At 58.3% G+C, this 17,314-nt stretch carries 18 protein-coding genes; 7 read left to right on the top strand and 11 right to left on the bottom strand.

The window, feature by feature from the left end:
• The first annotated feature begins 192 nt into the window (after positions 1–192).
• Together JCM12296_RS24550 and JCM12296_RS24555 are read left to right on the top strand one after the other, a co-directional pair.
• The gene (locus tag JCM12296_RS24550) at positions 193–1,590 is read left to right on the top strand and encodes a DUF4412 domain-containing protein (protein ID WP_054698881.1); all 1,398 of its coding nucleotides are present in this window, start codon (positions 193–195) and stop codon (positions 1,588–1,590) included.
• Positions 1,587–1,826: a hypothetical protein gene (locus tag JCM12296_RS24555; RefSeq protein ID WP_157067869.1), complete on the top strand. Its 240-nt coding sequence runs from the start codon at positions 1,587–1,589 to the stop codon at positions 1,824–1,826. Before JCM12296_RS24550 ends, JCM12296_RS24555 begins: the two co-directional genes overlap by 4 nt.
• A gap of 166 nt (positions 1,827–1,992) precedes the next feature.
• Here JCM12296_RS24555 and JCM12296_RS38900 read toward each other — a convergent pair whose 3' ends face one another.
• Complete coding sequence (locus JCM12296_RS38900) at positions 1,993–2,154, bottom strand: hypothetical protein (protein ID WP_157067870.1); 162 nt, start codon at positions 2,152–2,154, stop codon at positions 1,993–1,995.
• Between the two features lie 462 nt (positions 2,155–2,616).
• Here JCM12296_RS38900 and JCM12296_RS24560 point away from each other — a divergent pair, with 462 nt between their 5' ends.
• The 4 genes from JCM12296_RS24560 to JCM12296_RS24575 all read left to right on the top strand — a co-directional run bounded on the left by JCM12296_RS24560 (position 2,617) and on the right by JCM12296_RS24575 (position 6,551).
• Positions 2,617–4,116 (top strand): hypothetical protein, encoded by a 1,500-nt coding sequence (locus JCM12296_RS24560; RefSeq protein WP_157067871.1) that lies wholly within the window; start codon positions 2,617–2,619, stop codon positions 4,114–4,116.
• 22 nt (positions 4,117–4,138) lie between these two features.
• On the top strand, positions 4,139–4,696 hold the full coding sequence (locus JCM12296_RS24565; RefSeq protein WP_054698884.1) for a LemA family protein: 558 nt from the start codon (positions 4,139–4,141) through the stop codon (positions 4,694–4,696).
• Positions 4,697–4,744: 48 nt separating this feature from the next.
• Complete coding sequence (locus JCM12296_RS24570) at positions 4,745–5,149, top strand: hypothetical protein (RefSeq protein WP_054698885.1); 405 nt, start codon at positions 4,745–4,747, stop codon at positions 5,147–5,149.
• A 118-nt stretch (positions 5,150–5,267) separates the two neighbouring features.
• Positions 5,268–6,551 carry a DUF3137 domain-containing protein gene (locus JCM12296_RS24575; RefSeq protein ID WP_281492150.1) on the top strand — a complete coding sequence of 428 codons (1,284 nt, stop codon included), beginning with the start codon at positions 5,268–5,270 and terminating at the stop codon, positions 6,549–6,551.
• A gap of 15 nt (positions 6,552–6,566) precedes the next feature.
• Here the strand turns inward: JCM12296_RS24575 and JCM12296_RS24580 are convergent, their stop codons facing one another.
• From JCM12296_RS24580 to JCM12296_RS24625, 10 genes are all read right to left on the bottom strand, one after another.
• Positions 6,567–7,682: an NADH:flavin oxidoreductase gene (locus JCM12296_RS24580; protein WP_054698887.1), complete on the bottom strand. Its 1,116-nt coding sequence runs from the start codon at positions 7,680–7,682 to the stop codon at positions 6,567–6,569.
• Positions 7,683–7,692: 10 nt separating this feature from the next.
• Entirely contained in the window at positions 7,693–8,094 is a 402-nt protein-coding gene (locus JCM12296_RS24585) for a Rieske (2Fe-2S) protein (protein ID WP_054698888.1), read from the bottom strand.
• Between the two features lie 105 nt (positions 8,095–8,199).
• Entirely contained in the window at positions 8,200–10,428 is a 2,229-nt protein-coding gene (locus JCM12296_RS24590) for a molybdopterin-containing oxidoreductase family protein (protein WP_054698889.1), read from the bottom strand.
• Positions 10,429–10,449: 21 nt separating this feature from the next.
• Entirely contained in the window at positions 10,450–11,508 is a 1,059-nt protein-coding gene (locus JCM12296_RS24595) for a 4Fe-4S dicluster domain-containing protein (protein WP_054698890.1), read from the bottom strand.
• 52 nt (positions 11,509–11,560) lie between these two features.
• Complete coding sequence (locus JCM12296_RS24600) at positions 11,561–12,172, bottom strand: TetR/AcrR family transcriptional regulator (protein WP_172684076.1); 612 nt, start codon at positions 12,170–12,172, stop codon at positions 11,561–11,563.
• 207 nt (positions 12,173–12,379) lie between these two features.
• Positions 12,380–14,122, bottom strand: a complete 1,743-nt coding sequence (locus JCM12296_RS24605; protein ID WP_172684077.1) for a TRAP transporter permease — start codon at positions 14,120–14,122, stop codon at positions 12,380–12,382.
• Positions 14,119–14,358 (bottom strand): hypothetical protein, encoded by a 240-nt coding sequence (locus tag JCM12296_RS40230; RefSeq protein ID WP_054698895.1) that lies wholly within the window; start codon positions 14,356–14,358, stop codon positions 14,119–14,121. The genes JCM12296_RS24605 and JCM12296_RS40230 overlap by 4 nt, the downstream gene beginning before the upstream one ends.
• Before the next feature lie 17 nt (positions 14,359–14,375).
• Positions 14,376–14,936 (bottom strand): DUF1850 domain-containing protein, encoded by a 561-nt coding sequence (locus JCM12296_RS24615; protein WP_054698897.1) that lies wholly within the window; start codon positions 14,934–14,936, stop codon positions 14,376–14,378.
• A 15-nt stretch (positions 14,937–14,951) separates the two neighbouring features.
• On the bottom strand, positions 14,952–15,734 hold the full coding sequence (locus JCM12296_RS24620) for a TAXI family TRAP transporter solute-binding subunit (RefSeq protein ID WP_054698899.1): 783 nt from the start codon (positions 15,732–15,734) through the stop codon (positions 14,952–14,954).
• Positions 15,731–15,919 (bottom strand): hypothetical protein, encoded by a 189-nt coding sequence (locus JCM12296_RS24625; protein WP_054698901.1) that lies wholly within the window; start codon positions 15,917–15,919, stop codon positions 15,731–15,733. Before JCM12296_RS24625 ends, JCM12296_RS24620 begins: the two co-directional genes overlap by 4 nt.
• Positions 15,920–16,467: 548 nt before the next feature.
• Between JCM12296_RS24625 and JCM12296_RS24635 the strand changes: the two genes are divergently transcribed.
• On the top strand, positions 16,468–17,244 hold the full coding sequence (locus JCM12296_RS24635) for a glycerate-2-kinase family protein (RefSeq protein ID WP_054698905.1): 777 nt from the start codon (positions 16,468–16,470) through the stop codon (positions 17,242–17,244).
• Positions 17,245–17,314: the final 70 nt, after the last annotated feature.

Below are 17,314 nucleotides of genomic sequence, written 5' to 3' on the forward strand. Positions count from 1 at the left end.
AGGGAAAAAACCCGCGGAGTACAAGCTCGTACCGGGCGTCTACGCCATGAAGGTGACCGACCGAACAGTAACGCCGTACCAGACCCAGGAGATCCGTGATATCGAGATCGTCTCCGGCCAGACCGTGGAAAAAGCCATCGAATTTTAAGGCGATCGATCTCTTGTAAGAGCCGAATCAATGGAGGCCATCAATTGAAAAAATACACCTTCGTCTATTTATTGATTTTTTTTCTTTCGTCTTTGCCGGCGTTGGCGGCTTCCTTTTCCGCGGACCTGGTCATGACGAAAAAAGGAAAGACAGAAACCGCTAAGTTTTATCTGTTGAATCAACGCTACCGGATGGAGGTCGTCGAAGAGGGCAAACCCATGGTCGTCATTGCAGACAAAGATAAAAACATGCACCGATTTCTAAACATGGAGGAAAAGACTTTCTTCGAAATCCCCTCGGACGATTTTAGGATTCTTACCCATGATCCATTCAAAGCCTCGCAATACATGGTCTCTAAATACGGCCGCAAGATTCAGGGAAGCGAGAAGATTTCTGGATTTGCTTGCGAAAGGCAGGATGTTTTCGCGCAAGATCAACGGATTCATTCCCGATGGGTCTCAACCGAGCTGAAGTTTCCCGTGAAGCTTGTCTCCTATGATGGAGAAAAAGAGGCCTATACTGCGGAACTGAAGGCCATTCGAAATATCCGGCTGGAAAAGGATCTGTTTGCTCCGCTGGCCGGCTTCAAAGAGGTCGAAGAGCCCGGCGCGGCGGCAAGACGGAAACGTGAAGAAATAGAAAAAGCGGAAGAGGCTTTACCGGGCCTAACCCAAACAGCCGATGCCCGGGTTCCCTGTTACGTCAAGATCGCTGCCGGCGGGGAGCTGCGCGTGTCCATCGATACCGACCGTAGCGCCTATCTGGATGTCATCAACGCGGATAAGGCCGAATCCGTGTATACCGTGCTCAAGTACCGAGACGGAAAGCCCCTGGAGGACTACGAGCCCCGGCAATCAACGCTGGAAGGAAAGGGGCGCCATAAAAATTGGGACTTCAACGACGATTTTGCCCGTAGGACCCATTCATCTTTGGTGGATGAGTTGAGAATACCAGTAACCAAGGGATTGGTGTATGCGGAGCTGCGCCAGAAAGGGATTGACCGATCGGATGTTTACAATCGCGGCGGCTGGCAGACCGACGTGAACGCAGACCCCGGCCGGCCGTTGTCCCTGAAAATCACCGGCGACAATCCATTTGGCGATCAGACCACGGGCAAATTCTGGTTACGGTATGAAGAGGGGGGCAGTTCGGAAGCGATTCATTTTACCGTGACCACCGGCAAGACCCAGACGTGGGCGTATCCTGCCTCAAAAAGGATCAAAACCGTGGCCGTGACGATTCCCAGGGGCGAGGGCCGGGCCAAGATCAGCCTGATTCAGCCGCCGGATCCTAAAAAAGCGGCGTCAGCCCAAACAGTCGTCAAAACAACGCCGAAGCCGAAAACAGCTCTGGCCGCCATATCCGCCGCGCCTCGCCGGCAGCTTCCGGCAGCCAAATCCTCGACGGGGAGGTGCCGCTTTACAAGGGTGCCCGGGTGTTGAAAACCAAATCCGCCGGGGCGTATTCCCAGGCCCAACTACAGGTGGAGGCCACGCCTCAGGACATCGTCGATTTTTATAAAAACGCCATGACAGCCAAGGGCTGGGAGCCGGGCATGGCCATGGTTCAAGGCAACAAAGGCGTACTCATGTTCAAACAGGCCAACCGGCAGTTGGTGTTCAAGGTGAAGGGGCAAGGCAATACGTCCAGTATCGATGTGACGATTATCAGCCAGTGAACGACAGCGGGAGCGTACGCAATGATCACGGTGGCATTTGCATCAACAATGCGCAAAGATCTCTATAGCGTTTCATCAAGGGGCAACAGGCCAACAGCGAATGACATATTCTTTTGAAAAGCGGATCGGCTTCTTCTTTAAGGCCGCAGTTATCCTGGCCATCGTTTTAACAGGCCAACCAGCCACCGGCCATGCCGCTTCTCTTTCGGGCACCGACATCCCCCTGATCGATGGGGCTCAAATCATAAAAGAGAAGCAATTCCAGGGTTCCGGGCGTTTTGAATTCGAGGTGGATATCGCGCCCGCGGCGGCCATCGAATTCTATCATCGGGTCATGCAGGCCAGGGGATGGCCGGCGGGAAGAATCATGTCCGTCGGAAAAACCAGCGCCCTGATGCTGCTCCATCAGGGGGACATGTTTTCGGTTAAGGCGGAAGATAAGGGCGGCCGAACACATGTCACCCTTGCCGTGATCCTGAAGTCGTCTATCGAAAAGGCCTTGGATCCGAAAACGGCCCAGCGCTATGGCGATGCCGCGAAATCTGCCGCAACGCCAAAAGAGAAGACGCTTTCCAAAAACAGCAACGTCTCCATCGAGGGGTCGCCCATCGGCAAGGGCGATGTGATTCGCCGCCCTGAGTTGCCGGACCGCGATAAATCCGGCGTCGGCAAAAAAGACGATGGCAATCTGCCGGATGAGCCTTCCCCACCATCCGATGCCAGCAATAATAATGACAATCCGGACTCGGAAGATTCATCCTCCGACGATGCATCCAATGCCGAGGGTGCGTTGGATGCCCGCAACGATTTACCGGAAAGACTTTCCGTCTCCATCCATGCTTTCGTCCGATGGAACGTGACGAACCCGAATGAAGATGCGTATACGGGAACGATTAACCTGCACGCCAATGGAAACATGAGAATTTTCGAGGCAGGAAGTCCCACCGTTCATGGTGCGCTGGGGGCCATCAAACCGGTCTTGATCTACAAACCGGAAAACGGAACCGTATCGTTTGCTTACGAAGAACACAGAATAAGCCTGAAACCGATTCCGTCGGGGAAGTGCCAGGACCCTTTGATGATCGAATACCAAGGGGGCGGCGTGATGCCGCTATCCGAGGAAAGCTTGTTTAAGGTTCATCGCCTTTCCGCTTCGGCCTCGCCCTATCTGCAGAATCTATCGGCGGACAAGCAGCGCTTTTTATCAACATTTAAAAGCAGCACGGAGGTGCCGGACGACTACGAATTGATGCTGGGACCGGGAGGGAATAGAAAGCGGATCCACGGCCGGAAAAAAGATACAGGGGAAACGGCATGCGCCTACATCCCGGTGGAACGGGATTTCCCCGGATGCCGCATCGGCATTCAGGTCGAATTGCCGGACTCCGGCATTCTTGCGGGATCCCGGAGTTGGTCGGCGGACGATCAGGGATTATGCCCACCGTCTTTGGGCATCTCCATCCTCGATATCGCGGCGACGCAGAATAAGAAGCCTTTGAAACCGCCAGCCGGAGGCAACAAAAACGTCACCTACAAGGTCAGTTGGAGAATTGATCGGGTTGCCCCGGGATCGCCCGAATCCGGCCCGCAGGAAAATACAAGTAATCCGTGCAACAGTATTCGAAATCGACTTCGGGAGGTTGAGCGTATCAAAGCCCTTTATGAAAACGATCGTGTTCGATCCTATGTCAAAAGTCAATTCGGAGAAGCCAACTGGGCGGCCTACCAGCAAACATTGGAAAACCTATTTGAACTGATGGGTGATGATTCCGCAGTAAACGCGATGGACGCATCGTCGATCACCGCCTGGTTGGACGGCTTGGATGACCAGCAGATGCGTGACATTTGCACGAGCCAGGAATCTTATTCGGGGACGGATGGCAGCGGCCTTTTTTTTGAAGATGCGAATGCCTTTTCTTGTTCGACCGACCAGGACAACGCGGGGACGAAAGCAACAACCCGCATGCAGGTCAATTACAAAGGCCGCTCCATAGACGCCACATTGAATGGCCAATCCGTTCCCATTTTTACCTACAACAACAACTGGGAGAGCCCGACACCCACGGATCATTACTGGGCGGTGTATAGAGATTGGGTAAGAATATACGGGACAAATGCTGCAACGGCACTGTTTCAATCATCCATTGCGCATGAAATGACCCACGCCGACCAGTTTAGAACAGATAGACACAGCCCCTTTACCATCGACAAGGGAAGTCGCTGGGAGCAAGAAGCGTATGGGAAAGAAGCAAATACGCTCAAAGAATTCTTGGAAATCTTTGACTGCTAGGCGTAACAGAGGAGAAGACATCATGATTATTGCCCTGATTGCCGTTGGTTTCGTCGTTCTTTGCTTTATTCTGCTGTACAACAACCTGGTGGGCAAGAAAAATCAGGTGGCCACCGCCTTTTCCAGCATCGACGTGCTGCTCAAAAAGCGCTTCGATCTGATTCCGAACCTGACCCAAATGGTGAAGCGTTACATGAAGCATGAGGCGGATGTGCTCACCCGGGTGACCGAAATGCGCAGCAAATCCCTGTCCGGCAACATGACCGATGCGGAAACCGTGGCCATGGATCGGCAGGTCTCCAGCGCGCTAGGTCAGATCATGGTCGCCGTGGAAAACTATCCCGATCTCAAGGCCAGCGAAAACTTCATCAACCTGCAGGCTTCGCTGAACGAGGTGGAAGAGCAGATTTCCGCCGCCCGCAGGGCCTACAACGCCTCGGTAAAAGATTACAACAACGCGCTGGAAATGTTTCCCAGTAATATTGTCGCCGGTTTTATGCGCTATGAGCGCAAAGTTTTTTTTGAAATCGACGCCCGGGAAAAACAACCCGTTGATATCGGTCAAATTCTCAATATGTAGGCAAACAAGCGGATTCTCTACAACTCAGCATCTGAACAGGGGGCAGACATGCAATCACTGGAATCCTTTTACCAATCCGATCTGTTGCCGGACCTGGAAAAACTGGAGGCGCAACGGCTCATCGTAAAGAAGAAACTGGTTCAGGCGATCGTTATCTTCGTGGCGCTCAATCTGGCGTTTTTATTCGTTCATGGTCTGTTCGGCCTCAATCTTTATCTCATGGTCTGGTTGATGTTTATCATTTTATCGGCCCTCTTTACGTTTTTTTCTGGCACATCAAATACTACCGGGACTACCACACGGGTTTCAAAGACAGAATCATCCCCAGGATCGTCGCCTTTGTCGACCCTGGTCTGCGGTATGACAAAATGGGAATGGTGCCCAGGGAAGCATTCACGGCCAGTCATTTGTTTAACGACAAGCCCGGAGAATACACGGGCGATGATCTGGTGAGCGGCACCTTGGGAGAGACGGCCATCCAATTCTCCGAGGTGCATGCCAAGCGGGTCGATATCGTCCGGAGAAATTCGAGTTCCAGCAGCACGAATCGAACAAGAAAACGAATCACCCTATTTTCAACGGGCTTCTCTTCGTGGCCGATTTCAACAAAGCCTTCAAGGGAACGACCATCGTCCTGCCGGATACGGCCCAGAAGCTGTTCGGCGACATGGGCCAGGCCCTCCAAAGCCTCAACGTTCAAAACGGCCAATTGATCAAACTGGAAGATCCGGCGTTCGAAAAGTTGTTCGTGGTTTACGGCCAGGACCAGGTGGAGGCGCGTTATATCCTTTCCACCAGTCTGATGCGCCGGATGGTCGAGTTTCAAAATCGCGCCCAAAAAGAGATGCGGCTCTCCTTTTCGGCCTCCAAGCTCTATGTGGCCATTCCCTTTGAAAAAGAGCTGTTCGAACCCAAAATCAGGGAGAGCCTGCTGAACATCGCTCACATCCAGGAGTATTACGACGAGTTGAAACTGGTGGCCGATATCGTGGACGAGTTGAACCTCAACACGCGCATATGGACCCAGAAAGCACCGGCGGCGGCAACCTCCGTGGCCGCGGCCAATGCCGCCATGGATGCCGGGCCATCCGTCACGCCGTCGCCACCACCACCGCCGACAACCCCGCCGGCGGAAGGCCGGAAGCGCTATTCGGAGGAAGAGACCAAGGCGCTTTTCAGGGAGTTCGTCAACAAGGCCGACACGTCCATGGCACCCAAGATCAAAACCGCCAAACGCTGGCTGAAGCGGATTGCCGGCATTTTGCTGGTGTTGATCGCCTCGCCGGTCCTGCTTTCCGGCGTCGGTATGGGCGGATTGATCACCATGGGGGTCGGTCTGTTTTTTATCGTGGGGGGCTTTATGTCCCCATCCGTGGAAAAGATGGTCGGCGTCGTCCTTTTCCCCGCCATTGGCATCGTTATCGCCGTGTTCAGCTACAGTGCCTATCAAACCAGCCTGGCCAGCAAATCCTGGCCGACAGTAAGCGGCAGTATTATCCGGTCGGAAATCGAAAAGCGGATCAGCACCAGCGGAGAAGGCGCCAACAAAAAAAAGACGGTGAAGGAATACCCAAAAGTCACTTATCAATATCTCATTGACGGTAAGACCTATAAATCCGGTAAAATTTCGTTTTCCTCAACGGGCAATGCCAAACAGGTCGTTGCCCGATATCCGGTCGGAAAAAGTGTTCCCGTCTACTACAATCCCGAAAAACCCAAGCAAGCAGTGCTGATCCCGGGCGGTTCGAAATTCAATTATGTGCCGTATTTCTTCTCCGCCTTTTTTCTTCTCCTGGGCGTGATCATGTTCAGCCGATGGCGCAAACAGACCCGGGCCCTTGGAAATGCGGGGTGAAACGCATCGCCCGTATTACGACTGGGTTTCCATGCGTTCTTTTGTCAGGCAGTAAACCCCTTTGCCCATCATCCCGGGCCGGAAACACAGGTTGTCCGAAATACATTGGGCCGGTCGGCGGTCACCGGACGTCCAGCGGTTGACCAAGTCGGGCTCCCGGATCAGTGGGCGGGACATGGCGAAAAAATCGGCGCTGCCGTCGGCCAAAAGGCTTTCGGCCACCTCGGGGGAACGGATGCCGCCCACCAGAATCAGCGGGACATCCAGGACCGCCTTGAACGCCCGCGCCGCTTGCCGGAAATAGGCCTCTTTCTCCGGAGTGGTAATGGCCGGCCGGCTGGGGGAAAGCTTTCCGCCGGTAAGCAGGCCGCCGCTCAACTCAATGGCATCCAGGCCGGCGGGAACCATCCGCCGGACGGCCGAAAGACTCTCTTCCTCGGTCAAACCGCCATCGGCAAAATCCGAGCAATTGATTTTAATCAGCAGGGGATAGTCCGCGCCCACGACCGCGCGCATCGCCGCCAGGGTTTCCACATGCACGCGCGTCCGATTCTCGATGGACCCGCCATAGGTGTCGGTGCGCCGATTGAACCAGGGGGAGAGGAACTGGCTGAACAAGTAGCCGTGGGCGCTGTGCAATTCGATACCGTCAAAGCCGGCTGCCTGGGCCCGACGGGCCGCAGCCACATAGGCCCCTTTCAGTTCCTCGATCTCCTGCACTGACAGCTCATGGCGCGGCGTCTTGGCCAGCCCGTCGAAATCGGAAACCACCCGGGGGGCAATCGCGATAGCCTTTTCCAGGGCGAAATGACCGGCATGGGCCAGTTGGACAAGGATACGCCCGCCGGCGGCGTGCACCGCATCGGTCATCTGGCGCAGACCGTCAACGAGGGCATCGTCATAAATGCCCAGCTGCCAAGGCGTGGCCTGGCCCTCGGGTGAGACATAGGCATGCCCGGAGATGATCAGGCCCACGCCGCCTTTGGCAAGGGCGACCATGGTATCGATCAATCGGGACGTCACCGCGCCCTTTTCCGTGGCCATGCCTTCCCAGGTGGCCGAGCGCACGAAGCGGTTGCGCAGGGTCAGTGTATGAAGGGTTGCGGGTTCGAACAGGGCAGAGGATGGCATATGGCAGGATTCACTTTCTCAGATGGATGGTGAGAATATTGTTTTCAACAGCCGTTGGAAAGGTGTTCAAGGGCGTTTTGGCCGCACCGCTCACGGGCTGGCCGTCGTAGGTATAGGTCGATTTGGAAACGCTGCAGCACTGGATCTGGCCGCTGCCGGCAAGGACATCGATACGCCGGCCCATGTGGGCGCAGCGGTTGGCCACGGCATAGTACTGACCGTCATCGCCGTGAACCACCAGCAGCCGGGGATCCAGGCCCTTGCCTTCCAGGCGCACGCCGCTGCCGGAATTTTTCAGTTCCGGCATGCAGGCCAGGTCGATCCTGACGGCCGGGCCATTTAAAGACCAAGCTTTTGGATCGGCGGGGGATGGGGTTTCACAGATACCGAAAATGCGTTTGAGGAATTTCATCGTTTCTTCTCTCCCTTTGTGGTTTTATGTGTCTTCGTCGCGGGCATGGCCCGCTTCCCAACCGGGAACCCATTAAAAAATAGCGTCGAGCCGTCCGGGCCGCGTTCAGGCCGCCTCGACCCGGCAGGGCACGTAACGGTGCAGGGGCGTCGCTGCAAATCCATCGCGATGGCTGCTTTGGGTCAGGCGGTTCACGTTGGCGCCGGTCTTTTCTCCGCCATGGACCAGCCCGAAACCGTGGGGCAGGATCACCTGGCCGGGCCGGGCGTTGGGACGAATTTCCAGTTCGACGGTCTCCTCACCGGCGGCGGTGGCCACCCGCACCCTCTGGCCGTCGACCAGCCCCAAATCCGCGGCATCATCGGCGTGCATGGTCAGGGTGCCCGTCCGCCGGCCGTGGTTCCAGCTCGGGTCGCGCATCAGGGTGTTGGCATTGGTGCGATCGTGGCGACCGGCCATGAGAATCAGTGGAAAAGCCGGATCCGGCTGAAGCGCCGCCGCTTCCCGCTCGGGAGTCAGTGCCGCCATCCAGGCGTCCATCTCGGGAATGAACAGCTCGATCCTGCCGCTCGGCGTACGAATATCGGCCATGTTGGCCGTCTCGTCAAGCTTTCCCAACCAAAGTCCCTGGGGATGATCGAGGATGGCCTGGAAGAGTTTCTCTCCATCCGGATCCAGGCCGGCGGCCGCGGCCGCCTTGCGCAATTTCCCCGGCGCGGCGAAAAGCAGCCCCCACAAGCCCGCCAGGTGGGCCGAGCCCATCTTGCGGCCGAGGGTTTTGGCCAACACAAAAGGCATGACCTTGAAAAGACCGGGATCGGCGTGCGCCGCTTTCATCAATTCGCCGGCAAATATCGCGCGGTCTCCCTCGGCCGCCTGGACAAGGCTGTCGGGAAGCGGTGGAATCATCCCCATGGCATCGGCGATGCGGGTGAAGATCTCGCCGCACTCCAGGGGCTCGCCCTCGGGGGCGATAACGGGCCGCCGCATCTGGAAGTAGATCTCCGGCCAGGTCCAGGTGAAAAAAGTGCCGTCCCACGACTCGTAGCCCGAGCGCGCCGGCAGGACATAGTGGGCGAGACGGGCCGTTTCGGTCATGGCCAGCTCGATGGAAACCAACAGATCCAGGTGCGCGAAGGCCTTCTCGTAGGCGCTGGTGTCCGCATAGGAACGCAAGGGGTTGCTGGCGCTGCAAATCACCGCGCGGGTGCGCTCGGGGTGGTCGCTCATGATCTCCTCGGGTAGCACGTTGGGCGGACTGTAGCCCATGAGGATGGGAAAACCGGTGGTGACCATGCGCCAGCTTTTCTCGTCACGTTCGTCGGTGTGGGATCCCAGGGGGATGAACTTGCCGGGAATGACATTGCCGCCGGGCACGCACAGGCGCCCGCAGATGGCCTGCAAAAGGTTGTAGAGGCATGAGCTCAGGGTGCTGTGGCGCCCCATGTAAATGCCCAGGTCGGTGTGCAAACACCAACGTCGTTGGCCGAGCAGGCGGCACAGGTCGGTCACCGGTTCCCGCGCCAGCCCACAGACCGCCAGCGCCGCGTCCACGTCGACATCCGTGAACCAGGCACGCACCCGGTCGAAACCGGTCGTATACTGAGAGAGATAGTCCCGGTTTTCCCAGCCGTTGGCAAGGATAATGGCGATCATGGCACGCACCAGAAGGGCATCGGTTCCCGGCCGCAGGGGCAGGTGAATGTCGGCGATGGCGGCGGTTTCCGAGCGCCGCGGGTCGACGACCACGAGAAGCTTGTCCGGATCGCTGGAGAAATCCTTGAGCACCAGGGGGGCACGGCACATCTGGTGGCTTTCCATGCCGTTCCAACCCACGGCCAGGAGCATGTCGGCACGCGCTTCGTCGGGGATGTAGAAGTCGTTCTGCCGGCCGGTGTGACGGCCGCAGGCCCAGTAATAGCCGGTCAGCTCCTGGGCCAGGGCATTGTAGTGATACGGGGAGCCGATTTGCTTCATCAACGTGCGGCCGAAGGCGGCCTCGAAATGGCATCCCTGGCCGCCGCCACCCATGTAGGCGAAGGATCGCGGACCGTGGGCGGCAACGATCGACTGAAGTCGCTCGGCGATCTCACCGATGGCCCGATCCCAGGAGATCTTCTCGAAGCCCCTGGCGGTGCGCTTGAGGGGGTGGGTCAGCCGATCGGCATGATGCTGGTGATGGGCCACGTTCACCCCCTTGCGACAGGCATAGCCCCGGCTGCGAGGGTTGTCCTTGTCCGGTCGAACCCGAGCCATGCGATTGTTTTCCACCTTGACCTCCAGCCCGCAATTCTGGGGACAGAGGACACATCCGGTTTTCTGCCATTCAGCCATGATGTTCTCCTTCCGGGGAAATCAGATCAGGCCCCGCTCCTTGGCGATGTTCATATAGGTCTCGAGAACACTTCGGGGCGGAACGTAGCGCGCGTCGGCATTCTTTTCCGATAGCCGCATGGCCTCGGTGGGGCAGCCGGTCACGCACAATCCGCAACCGATGCAGCGCGCCGCATCGACCCGGGCCACATCGTCCAGGACGATGGCGTCCATCTGACAACGCGCCACGCAGTCCCCGCAGCCGATGCAGTCCGCTTCCACAACCTTGGCGAAGTAGTTGGTATGCACCGCCAAGGCCGGCTTATCCAAGGTCTTCAGGTTTTTGAGGATACCGCAGCAGCAGCCGCAGCACATACAGATGTTGCTCGTCTTCTGCTGGTTGCCCGGCTGGAGCACCAACCCGGCATCCACGCCGGCCTTGAGAATTTCCAGGGCTTCGGCCTTGTCGATGGAACGCCCCAGACCGTTTTTCTCGTAGTAGAAAGCGGCGGCGCCAAAAGAGAAGCACGTTTCCATGGGTTTGTCGCAGCCCTTGCCGATCAGTTTCTGCTCCTTGCGGCAGATGCAGGGAGAAACGACGATCTTGGACTGGCCTTTGAGGATCGCCTCGGCGGCCTCGTATGGCATCACCGCCATATCGGCGGAAAGGCTCTTGGAAACCGGTACCACGCGCAACTGCTTGGTCTCGTTCTCCAACCAGCCTTTTTTTAGCAACGTCGGCATGTAGGCGTTGACATCCTGGACCAGGCCTTCGTCCAGGCTGTTGAGGTGGTATTCCCAGATGCCGACCACGAACTGGGCCGCGCTGAAAAGGGTTTGGTCCCGTTTGCTGATGCGGAAGATCAGCCCCTTGGCCGCCATCTCGGCGAAGAGCGTTTCCAGCTGCGCCGCGTCCCGCCCGGTGCGCGCGGCCACGGCCGCCACCGTCTCGGGAATCATGGTCAGGGTCATGGCCGCCGCGGCCTCCTCCGGCGTGAAAAGACGCTTGAGGATTCTCAATTCCAGGCCGCTGTCGGTGCTCGGGTAGCCGGCCGGCAGGTTGTCCAGAAAGGTGGCCAACTGCTTGTAGATGTCGGTCATCGTTTGCTCCTTGGGAATTGGCGTTAAATATACCGATTGGTATATTGATAGATCATTGACCCAGACGCAAACCAACCACCTGTTTTTCAGCCATATCGATGGCATTCAACAAATAAGACGCCTCACCGGTCACCTTGGACAGGGCGATCCCCCCTTCCAAGAGTGCGATGAGGATCTCGGCGGTTTTGGGGGCGTCCACCGTCGGGTCGATGACGCCCTCGGCAATGCCGCAGGTGATCAGATCGACAATCCTCGCCTTCCAGCGCGAAAGCGCGTCCACGGCCATGCGGCGCAGGGCGACGTGGGTGTCGTCGGCCTCCACGGAAGTGTTCAGGATGGGACATCCGCCGTAGGCCAACACCATGCGGTAGATCTTGCGGACCCCCCGGGGATAGGCCAGAAGCTTGTCCAGCGTGGTGGCAGCGCTGTTTATCTCCTTGGTGAAAAAATCGAAAATCAGGCCGATATTGTGCTGGAAGGCGTGCATGGCCACGTCGTTCTTGTCTTTGAAATTACCGTAGATGCTGCCCTTGGTCAGTCCCGTGGCGGTGGTCAGGTCGGACATGGAGGTGCCCACATAGCCCTTCTTGTTGAAGATGGGCGCGGCGGTTTCGATGATCAGCTGCCGGGTGCGCTCGGATCGGGGGGGAGATGCGTTTTTCATGCAACCGACCATATACCGTTCGGTATATTAAATCAATGCTGTTTTTTCAATTCGGTCATGAATCCCCATGCGGGGGGCAAGAGATCCCCCCGCCAAGCGATTCGGCTGCGCAACCTGAACACCACCGCCAATTAACAAAATCGGCCGCATCCACAATACTGGGCGCGGCCGATCTGTTTTTCATCACGGGGGAGCATCCGTCATGCCTCAACCGGCAGCCGGATCGACGTGCGGCCCTTTCTGCATGATCACGGCGGCGAGGAAAGCAACCAGCCCCAGGCCATCAGACCAATAGGTGGGCCAGAAAAAACCGGCGGCGGCCAACCAGAAAAGCAGGGTTTCCACCCAGGTGGCCCGACGGACAAAAAACCGTTCGAGGGCCGAAGCAAAGGCAATCAAGCCCAGCATGGTACTGATCATGCTCAGCACCACCGGCCAATGCAACAGCTCGTAATGCTCACCCATGCCCAAAAGGGGGCGATAGGCCATGACGATGGGGAGGATGTAGAGCCCCTTGGCCAGCTTCCACGAAGTAAAGGCCGTGCGCATGGGGTTGGCGCCGGCCACGCCGGCACCGGCAAAGCTCGCCAGACTCACCGGCGGGGTCACGTTGGCGTCCTGGGAGTACCAGAAAACGATCATGTGGCTGACCAGCAGCGGCACGCCCATGTCCAGCAGCGCCGGTCCGGCCAGGGTGGCCAGCACAATGTAGCTGGCGGTGACCGGCAGTCCCATGCCCAGTACCAGGGAAGCAATGCCGATGAGCAGGATCGCCAATACTTCTATGCCGTAGCTCAGGTCCAGGACCAGGCTGGAGAATTTCAAGCCCATGCCGGTGAGCGTCACCATGCCCACGATGATTCCCGCCGCGGCACAGGCGATGGAGACCATGATGGCGCTTTTGGCCCCCTTTTCCAGGGCCTGCAAAATGCCTTTCAGTTCGCCGCCGGCAAAACGGCTCAACGCGGGGCGTGCCGTTCCGTCAGCAGCCACCGGGGACATGCTCCAGCGCACGGCATTGGCCATCAGGCTGGCGGCCACGGTGCTGATCACCGCCACGAAACCGGCCATCATGGGCGAATAGTTGTTGACCAGCACGTAGATGAGAATCAATACGGGGATGATGAAGTGCAGTCCCCCCTTGAATACCTGGCCCACGCGGGGCAGTTCCGCCTTGGGCTGGCCTTCGAGACCGTACTTCTTGGCTTCATAATGGACGAAAAAGAGGACCGTCGCATAGTACATGATCGCCGGCATCAGGGCGACCTTGATGATGGTGAGGTAGCTGATGTTGGTGAATTCGGCCATGAGAAAAGCACCGGCGCCCATGATGGGCGGCATCAGCTGGCCGCCGGTGGAGGCCGCGGCCTCGATGGCGCCGGCCACGTGCGGCCGGTAGCCGACCTTCTTCATCATGGGAATGGTGAAGGATCCCGTGGCCACCACGTTGCCCACGGCGGAACCGGAGACCGACCCCATGAAGCCCGATGCCACCACCGCCGTTTTGGCCGGCCCACCGGAGAAACGACCGGTCAGGGCATAGGCCATCTCGATAAAAAAGTTACCGCCGCCGGTGGTTTCCAGAAATGCGCCGAAAAGCACGAAAACGAACACAAACGTGGCGGCCACGCCGATGGGCAGGCCGAAGATCCCTTCGGTGGTCAACCACAGGGTGGTGGCGATGCGCTCGACGGAATAGCCCTTGTGGATGATCAGCTCGGGCATGTGCGGCCCGAAATAGGCGTAGAGCATGGCCACGGTGCAGATGCTGACCATGAAGCCGCCGATCACCCGCCGGCAGGCTTCCAGCACCAACAGCGTCCCTATAATGCTCACCAGGCGATCGCTGGCCAGCCAATCTCCCTGGCGTTCGAAGATCGCGCCCAGGTTAAGGCAAATATAGGCCGTGCAGTAGACGGATGCCGCCGCCAGCACCCAGTCGACGATCACCACAGGTTCAAGCGATCCTTGGGGGCCATGGCAAAGGGCGGCTTGAGCAGAAAGGTCAGTACCAAAATGGCGCCCAAATGGATGGAACGTTGTACCAGGGCGGTCAGAGCGGCGATCCCCGCCGTATAGAGTTGGTAGAGGCTCAGGCAGATGGCCACCAGGGTTACCACGCGGGCGGTCAGGTTGACCAGCGCAGGAGAAGGGGAGGCGGAGGCTGCAAAATCCGTGGTCGCCATACAACCGGTGCTCGCTTTCAGGAGGTCTGCATTTGTTCCGTTTTACTTGCTTCGGCCGGCGTCGCCCGATGGGGAAAGGCCCGCCGCCATAAGCTATAGAGCCGTGAAACCGCTCGGCCGGTGAAGCGCACCGCCGTATGGGGCGCCATGCCGCTCAGATTGGTTTGGGTGCCCCGCCAGAGCAGCATATGGTCCACGCCACGGCTGCCGATGCGCAAAACGAAATTACCCGTGGGCAAATGCATGCCGACAATGGATTCATAGGGGCCACGACTCACCATGTTTCCGACACCGGGCATCTTGCCCATGCCCGCACCGAACTTCAGATAGCGTTCCTCTTCGATGAAGATGCTTCCCGACGGGTCCAGGGTGTGGACCTCCCAGATGGGCGCTTTTTCCACCGAATGGTAGTAGTACAAGGTAAAGGGTTCCCCGGCGGACAGCGGAATCACGATGAGGGGGTCCCCCCCGTCGAGCGGCGTGACCCGCAGCTCCACGCCACCGGGACGCATCAATGTCCCCAAGGCCAGGAAAATGGCCAGGGCGCCGCCAACCAGAATCGTTCTCACCAAAGACATGACCGTCCCCTTTGATCACGGTTTGAGGTTGTCCGGCACGGTGATCCCCTTCTCCTCCAGATACTTGATCGTGCCGGGGTGCAGGGGGATCGGCGAGTATTTCACGGCGTTTTGCGGCGTGGTGTAGGCGGCCAGGGGATGAATTTTCTTCAGGTAGTCATTGTGTTCGTAAAGGGCCTTGACCAGTTGGTAGACCAGGTCGGTGTCCAGGGAGGTCTGACAGATCATGACGTTCCAAACGCCGATGGTCGGCACGGGCTGGTCGATACCGCGGTAGATACCCGCATCCAGATCGACCGCCGTGTAGGTCGGATTGGCGGCAAGGATGGCATCGACTTCATCCTTGGAGAGTCCGATCATGCGGATTTCGTGCGTGGTGGCCAGATCGAGAATGGAGCTCGTGCCGGGACCGACCGACCAGAACCCCACGTCGATGGTGCCGTCACGCAGGGCATTGGCACTTTCGGTGAAGGAGAGCCGGCTGTCCTTGTATTTGTCGGCGGGGATGTTGAGGGCCTTGAGCACGGTTTCGGCCATGAAGTTGGTTCCGCTGCCGGGGCTGCCCGTGCTGATGTTGTGGCCGACGACCTGCTTGATGTCGGCGATCCCGCTGTTTTTCAGGACGACGACCTGCATGAGGTTCGGATACATCAGGGCCATGGAGAGAATGTCGTGTTTTTTACCGTTGAACTTGTCCACGCCGTTGAAACCGGCCAGGGCCACATCGCCCATCACCTCGCCGATGACCGTTTCCCCCTTGTGGGCCAGCTTGACGTTTTCCACGCTGGCACCGGTCACCTCGCGACGGCCTTAACATCCTTGACATACTTGGTCCAGATCTCGGCCACCCCGCCGCCGTACGGGTAGTAGATTCCGCCGGTGCCGCCGGTACCGATACCGATGAAGGTGGTCTTGGCCATCGCCGGCACCGCCAGCAGACCAAAAAAGAAAACCCCTGCAACGATGATGCATATCCGTTTCATACGCGAAACCTCCCCCATTGATTCGTGTTATAGGCCCATGGTTCTAACGACTGACACCATGAGAGACGTCTTCGTTTTATTATTACAGCATTATTAGATGATTTGTGTTCATTCAGAATGGTCCATGAAACCGATTTTGTCAACTATCGGGGCACTTCTTCTCACGAACGGCTGTGGATAGACACGATGCGGGGGTGCGAGCCAAGGCATTTCGCCGTCCATAGGGCCAAGTGGCGTGCGCTTATCTTTTGACAGCATGCGTCCCATGGTCTAAAAAAGCCTTATGGCAGAGACCGCCAGTTCTGTCCGATCCTCACACCGCCCTAGCGATTCATGCGTATCATCGGAAACAATCCGGCCCCGATCCCGAGCTTCATCAGTTCGCCGTCGTACAGGCACTGAATCGGAAAAGGCGTAGCGGAACGGTTGATGGAAACACCTCGTGAAAATTTGAAAAGGCGCGCGGAGATCATTTTCAGGGCCGGTCTCGCGGCCGTCGATCCCGAAGCTGCGTCCATCGCCACCTGCATCTGGAGGGAGACCGGCTGATGGTGGGAGACGTGGCCTATGGGCTGAACCACTTGGGCAGGATCCTGGTGGTGGGGATCGGCAAGGCCGCCGCCGCCATGGCCCGCGCGGTGGAAGCGGTGCTCGGCGACCGGATCACGGACGGCCTGATCATCACCAAGGTCGGCCATGCCATGCCCTTGAAGCATTGCCGGGTGATGGAAGCCGCCCATCCGGTGCCCGATGAAAACGGCGTGCGGGCAACCCGTGCGCTGCTGGAAATCGTCGCCGCTGCCGCGCCCGACGATCTGCTCATATGCCTGATTTCCGGCGGTGGATCGGCGCTTTCACCGGCACCGGTGGCGGGAATCAGCCTGGCTGACAAACAGGCCACGACCCGGCGGCTGTTGGCCTGCGGCGCCACGATCCACGAAATCAACACGGTTCGCAAGCACCTCTCGCGCATCAAGGGCGGCCAGTTGTGCCGTCATGCCAACGGGGCATCGGTGGCCGCGCTGATTCTCTCCGATGTGATCGGCGACGACTTGGACATCATCGCCTCGGGCATCACGCGCCGGATCCGGGAACCTTTGCCGACAGCCTGGCGATTCTCGAGCAGTATCGGTTGCAAGACAGCGTTCCCGGACCGGTCAAGGCCTACCTGGCGGCTGGCTGCACGGGCAAGGTCCCGGAGACGCCCAAACCGGGTGACCCACGCTTCTCCCGGGTGCAAAACCACATTGTCGGCAATATCACGACAGCGCTTCTGGCGGCCGAGGCCGAGGCCCGGCGGCAAGGCTTCCATCCGTTGGTGCTGACCGCCATGCTCGCCGGGGAGGCCCGCGAGGTGGCCAAGGTACTAAGCGCCGTGGCCCGGGAAGTCCGCCG

This window comes from Desulfosarcina cetonica JCM 12296 (genome assembly GCF_001311845.1).
Lineage (GTDB): Bacteria > Desulfobacterota > Desulfobacteria > Desulfobacterales > Desulfosarcinaceae > Desulfosarcina > Desulfosarcina cetonica.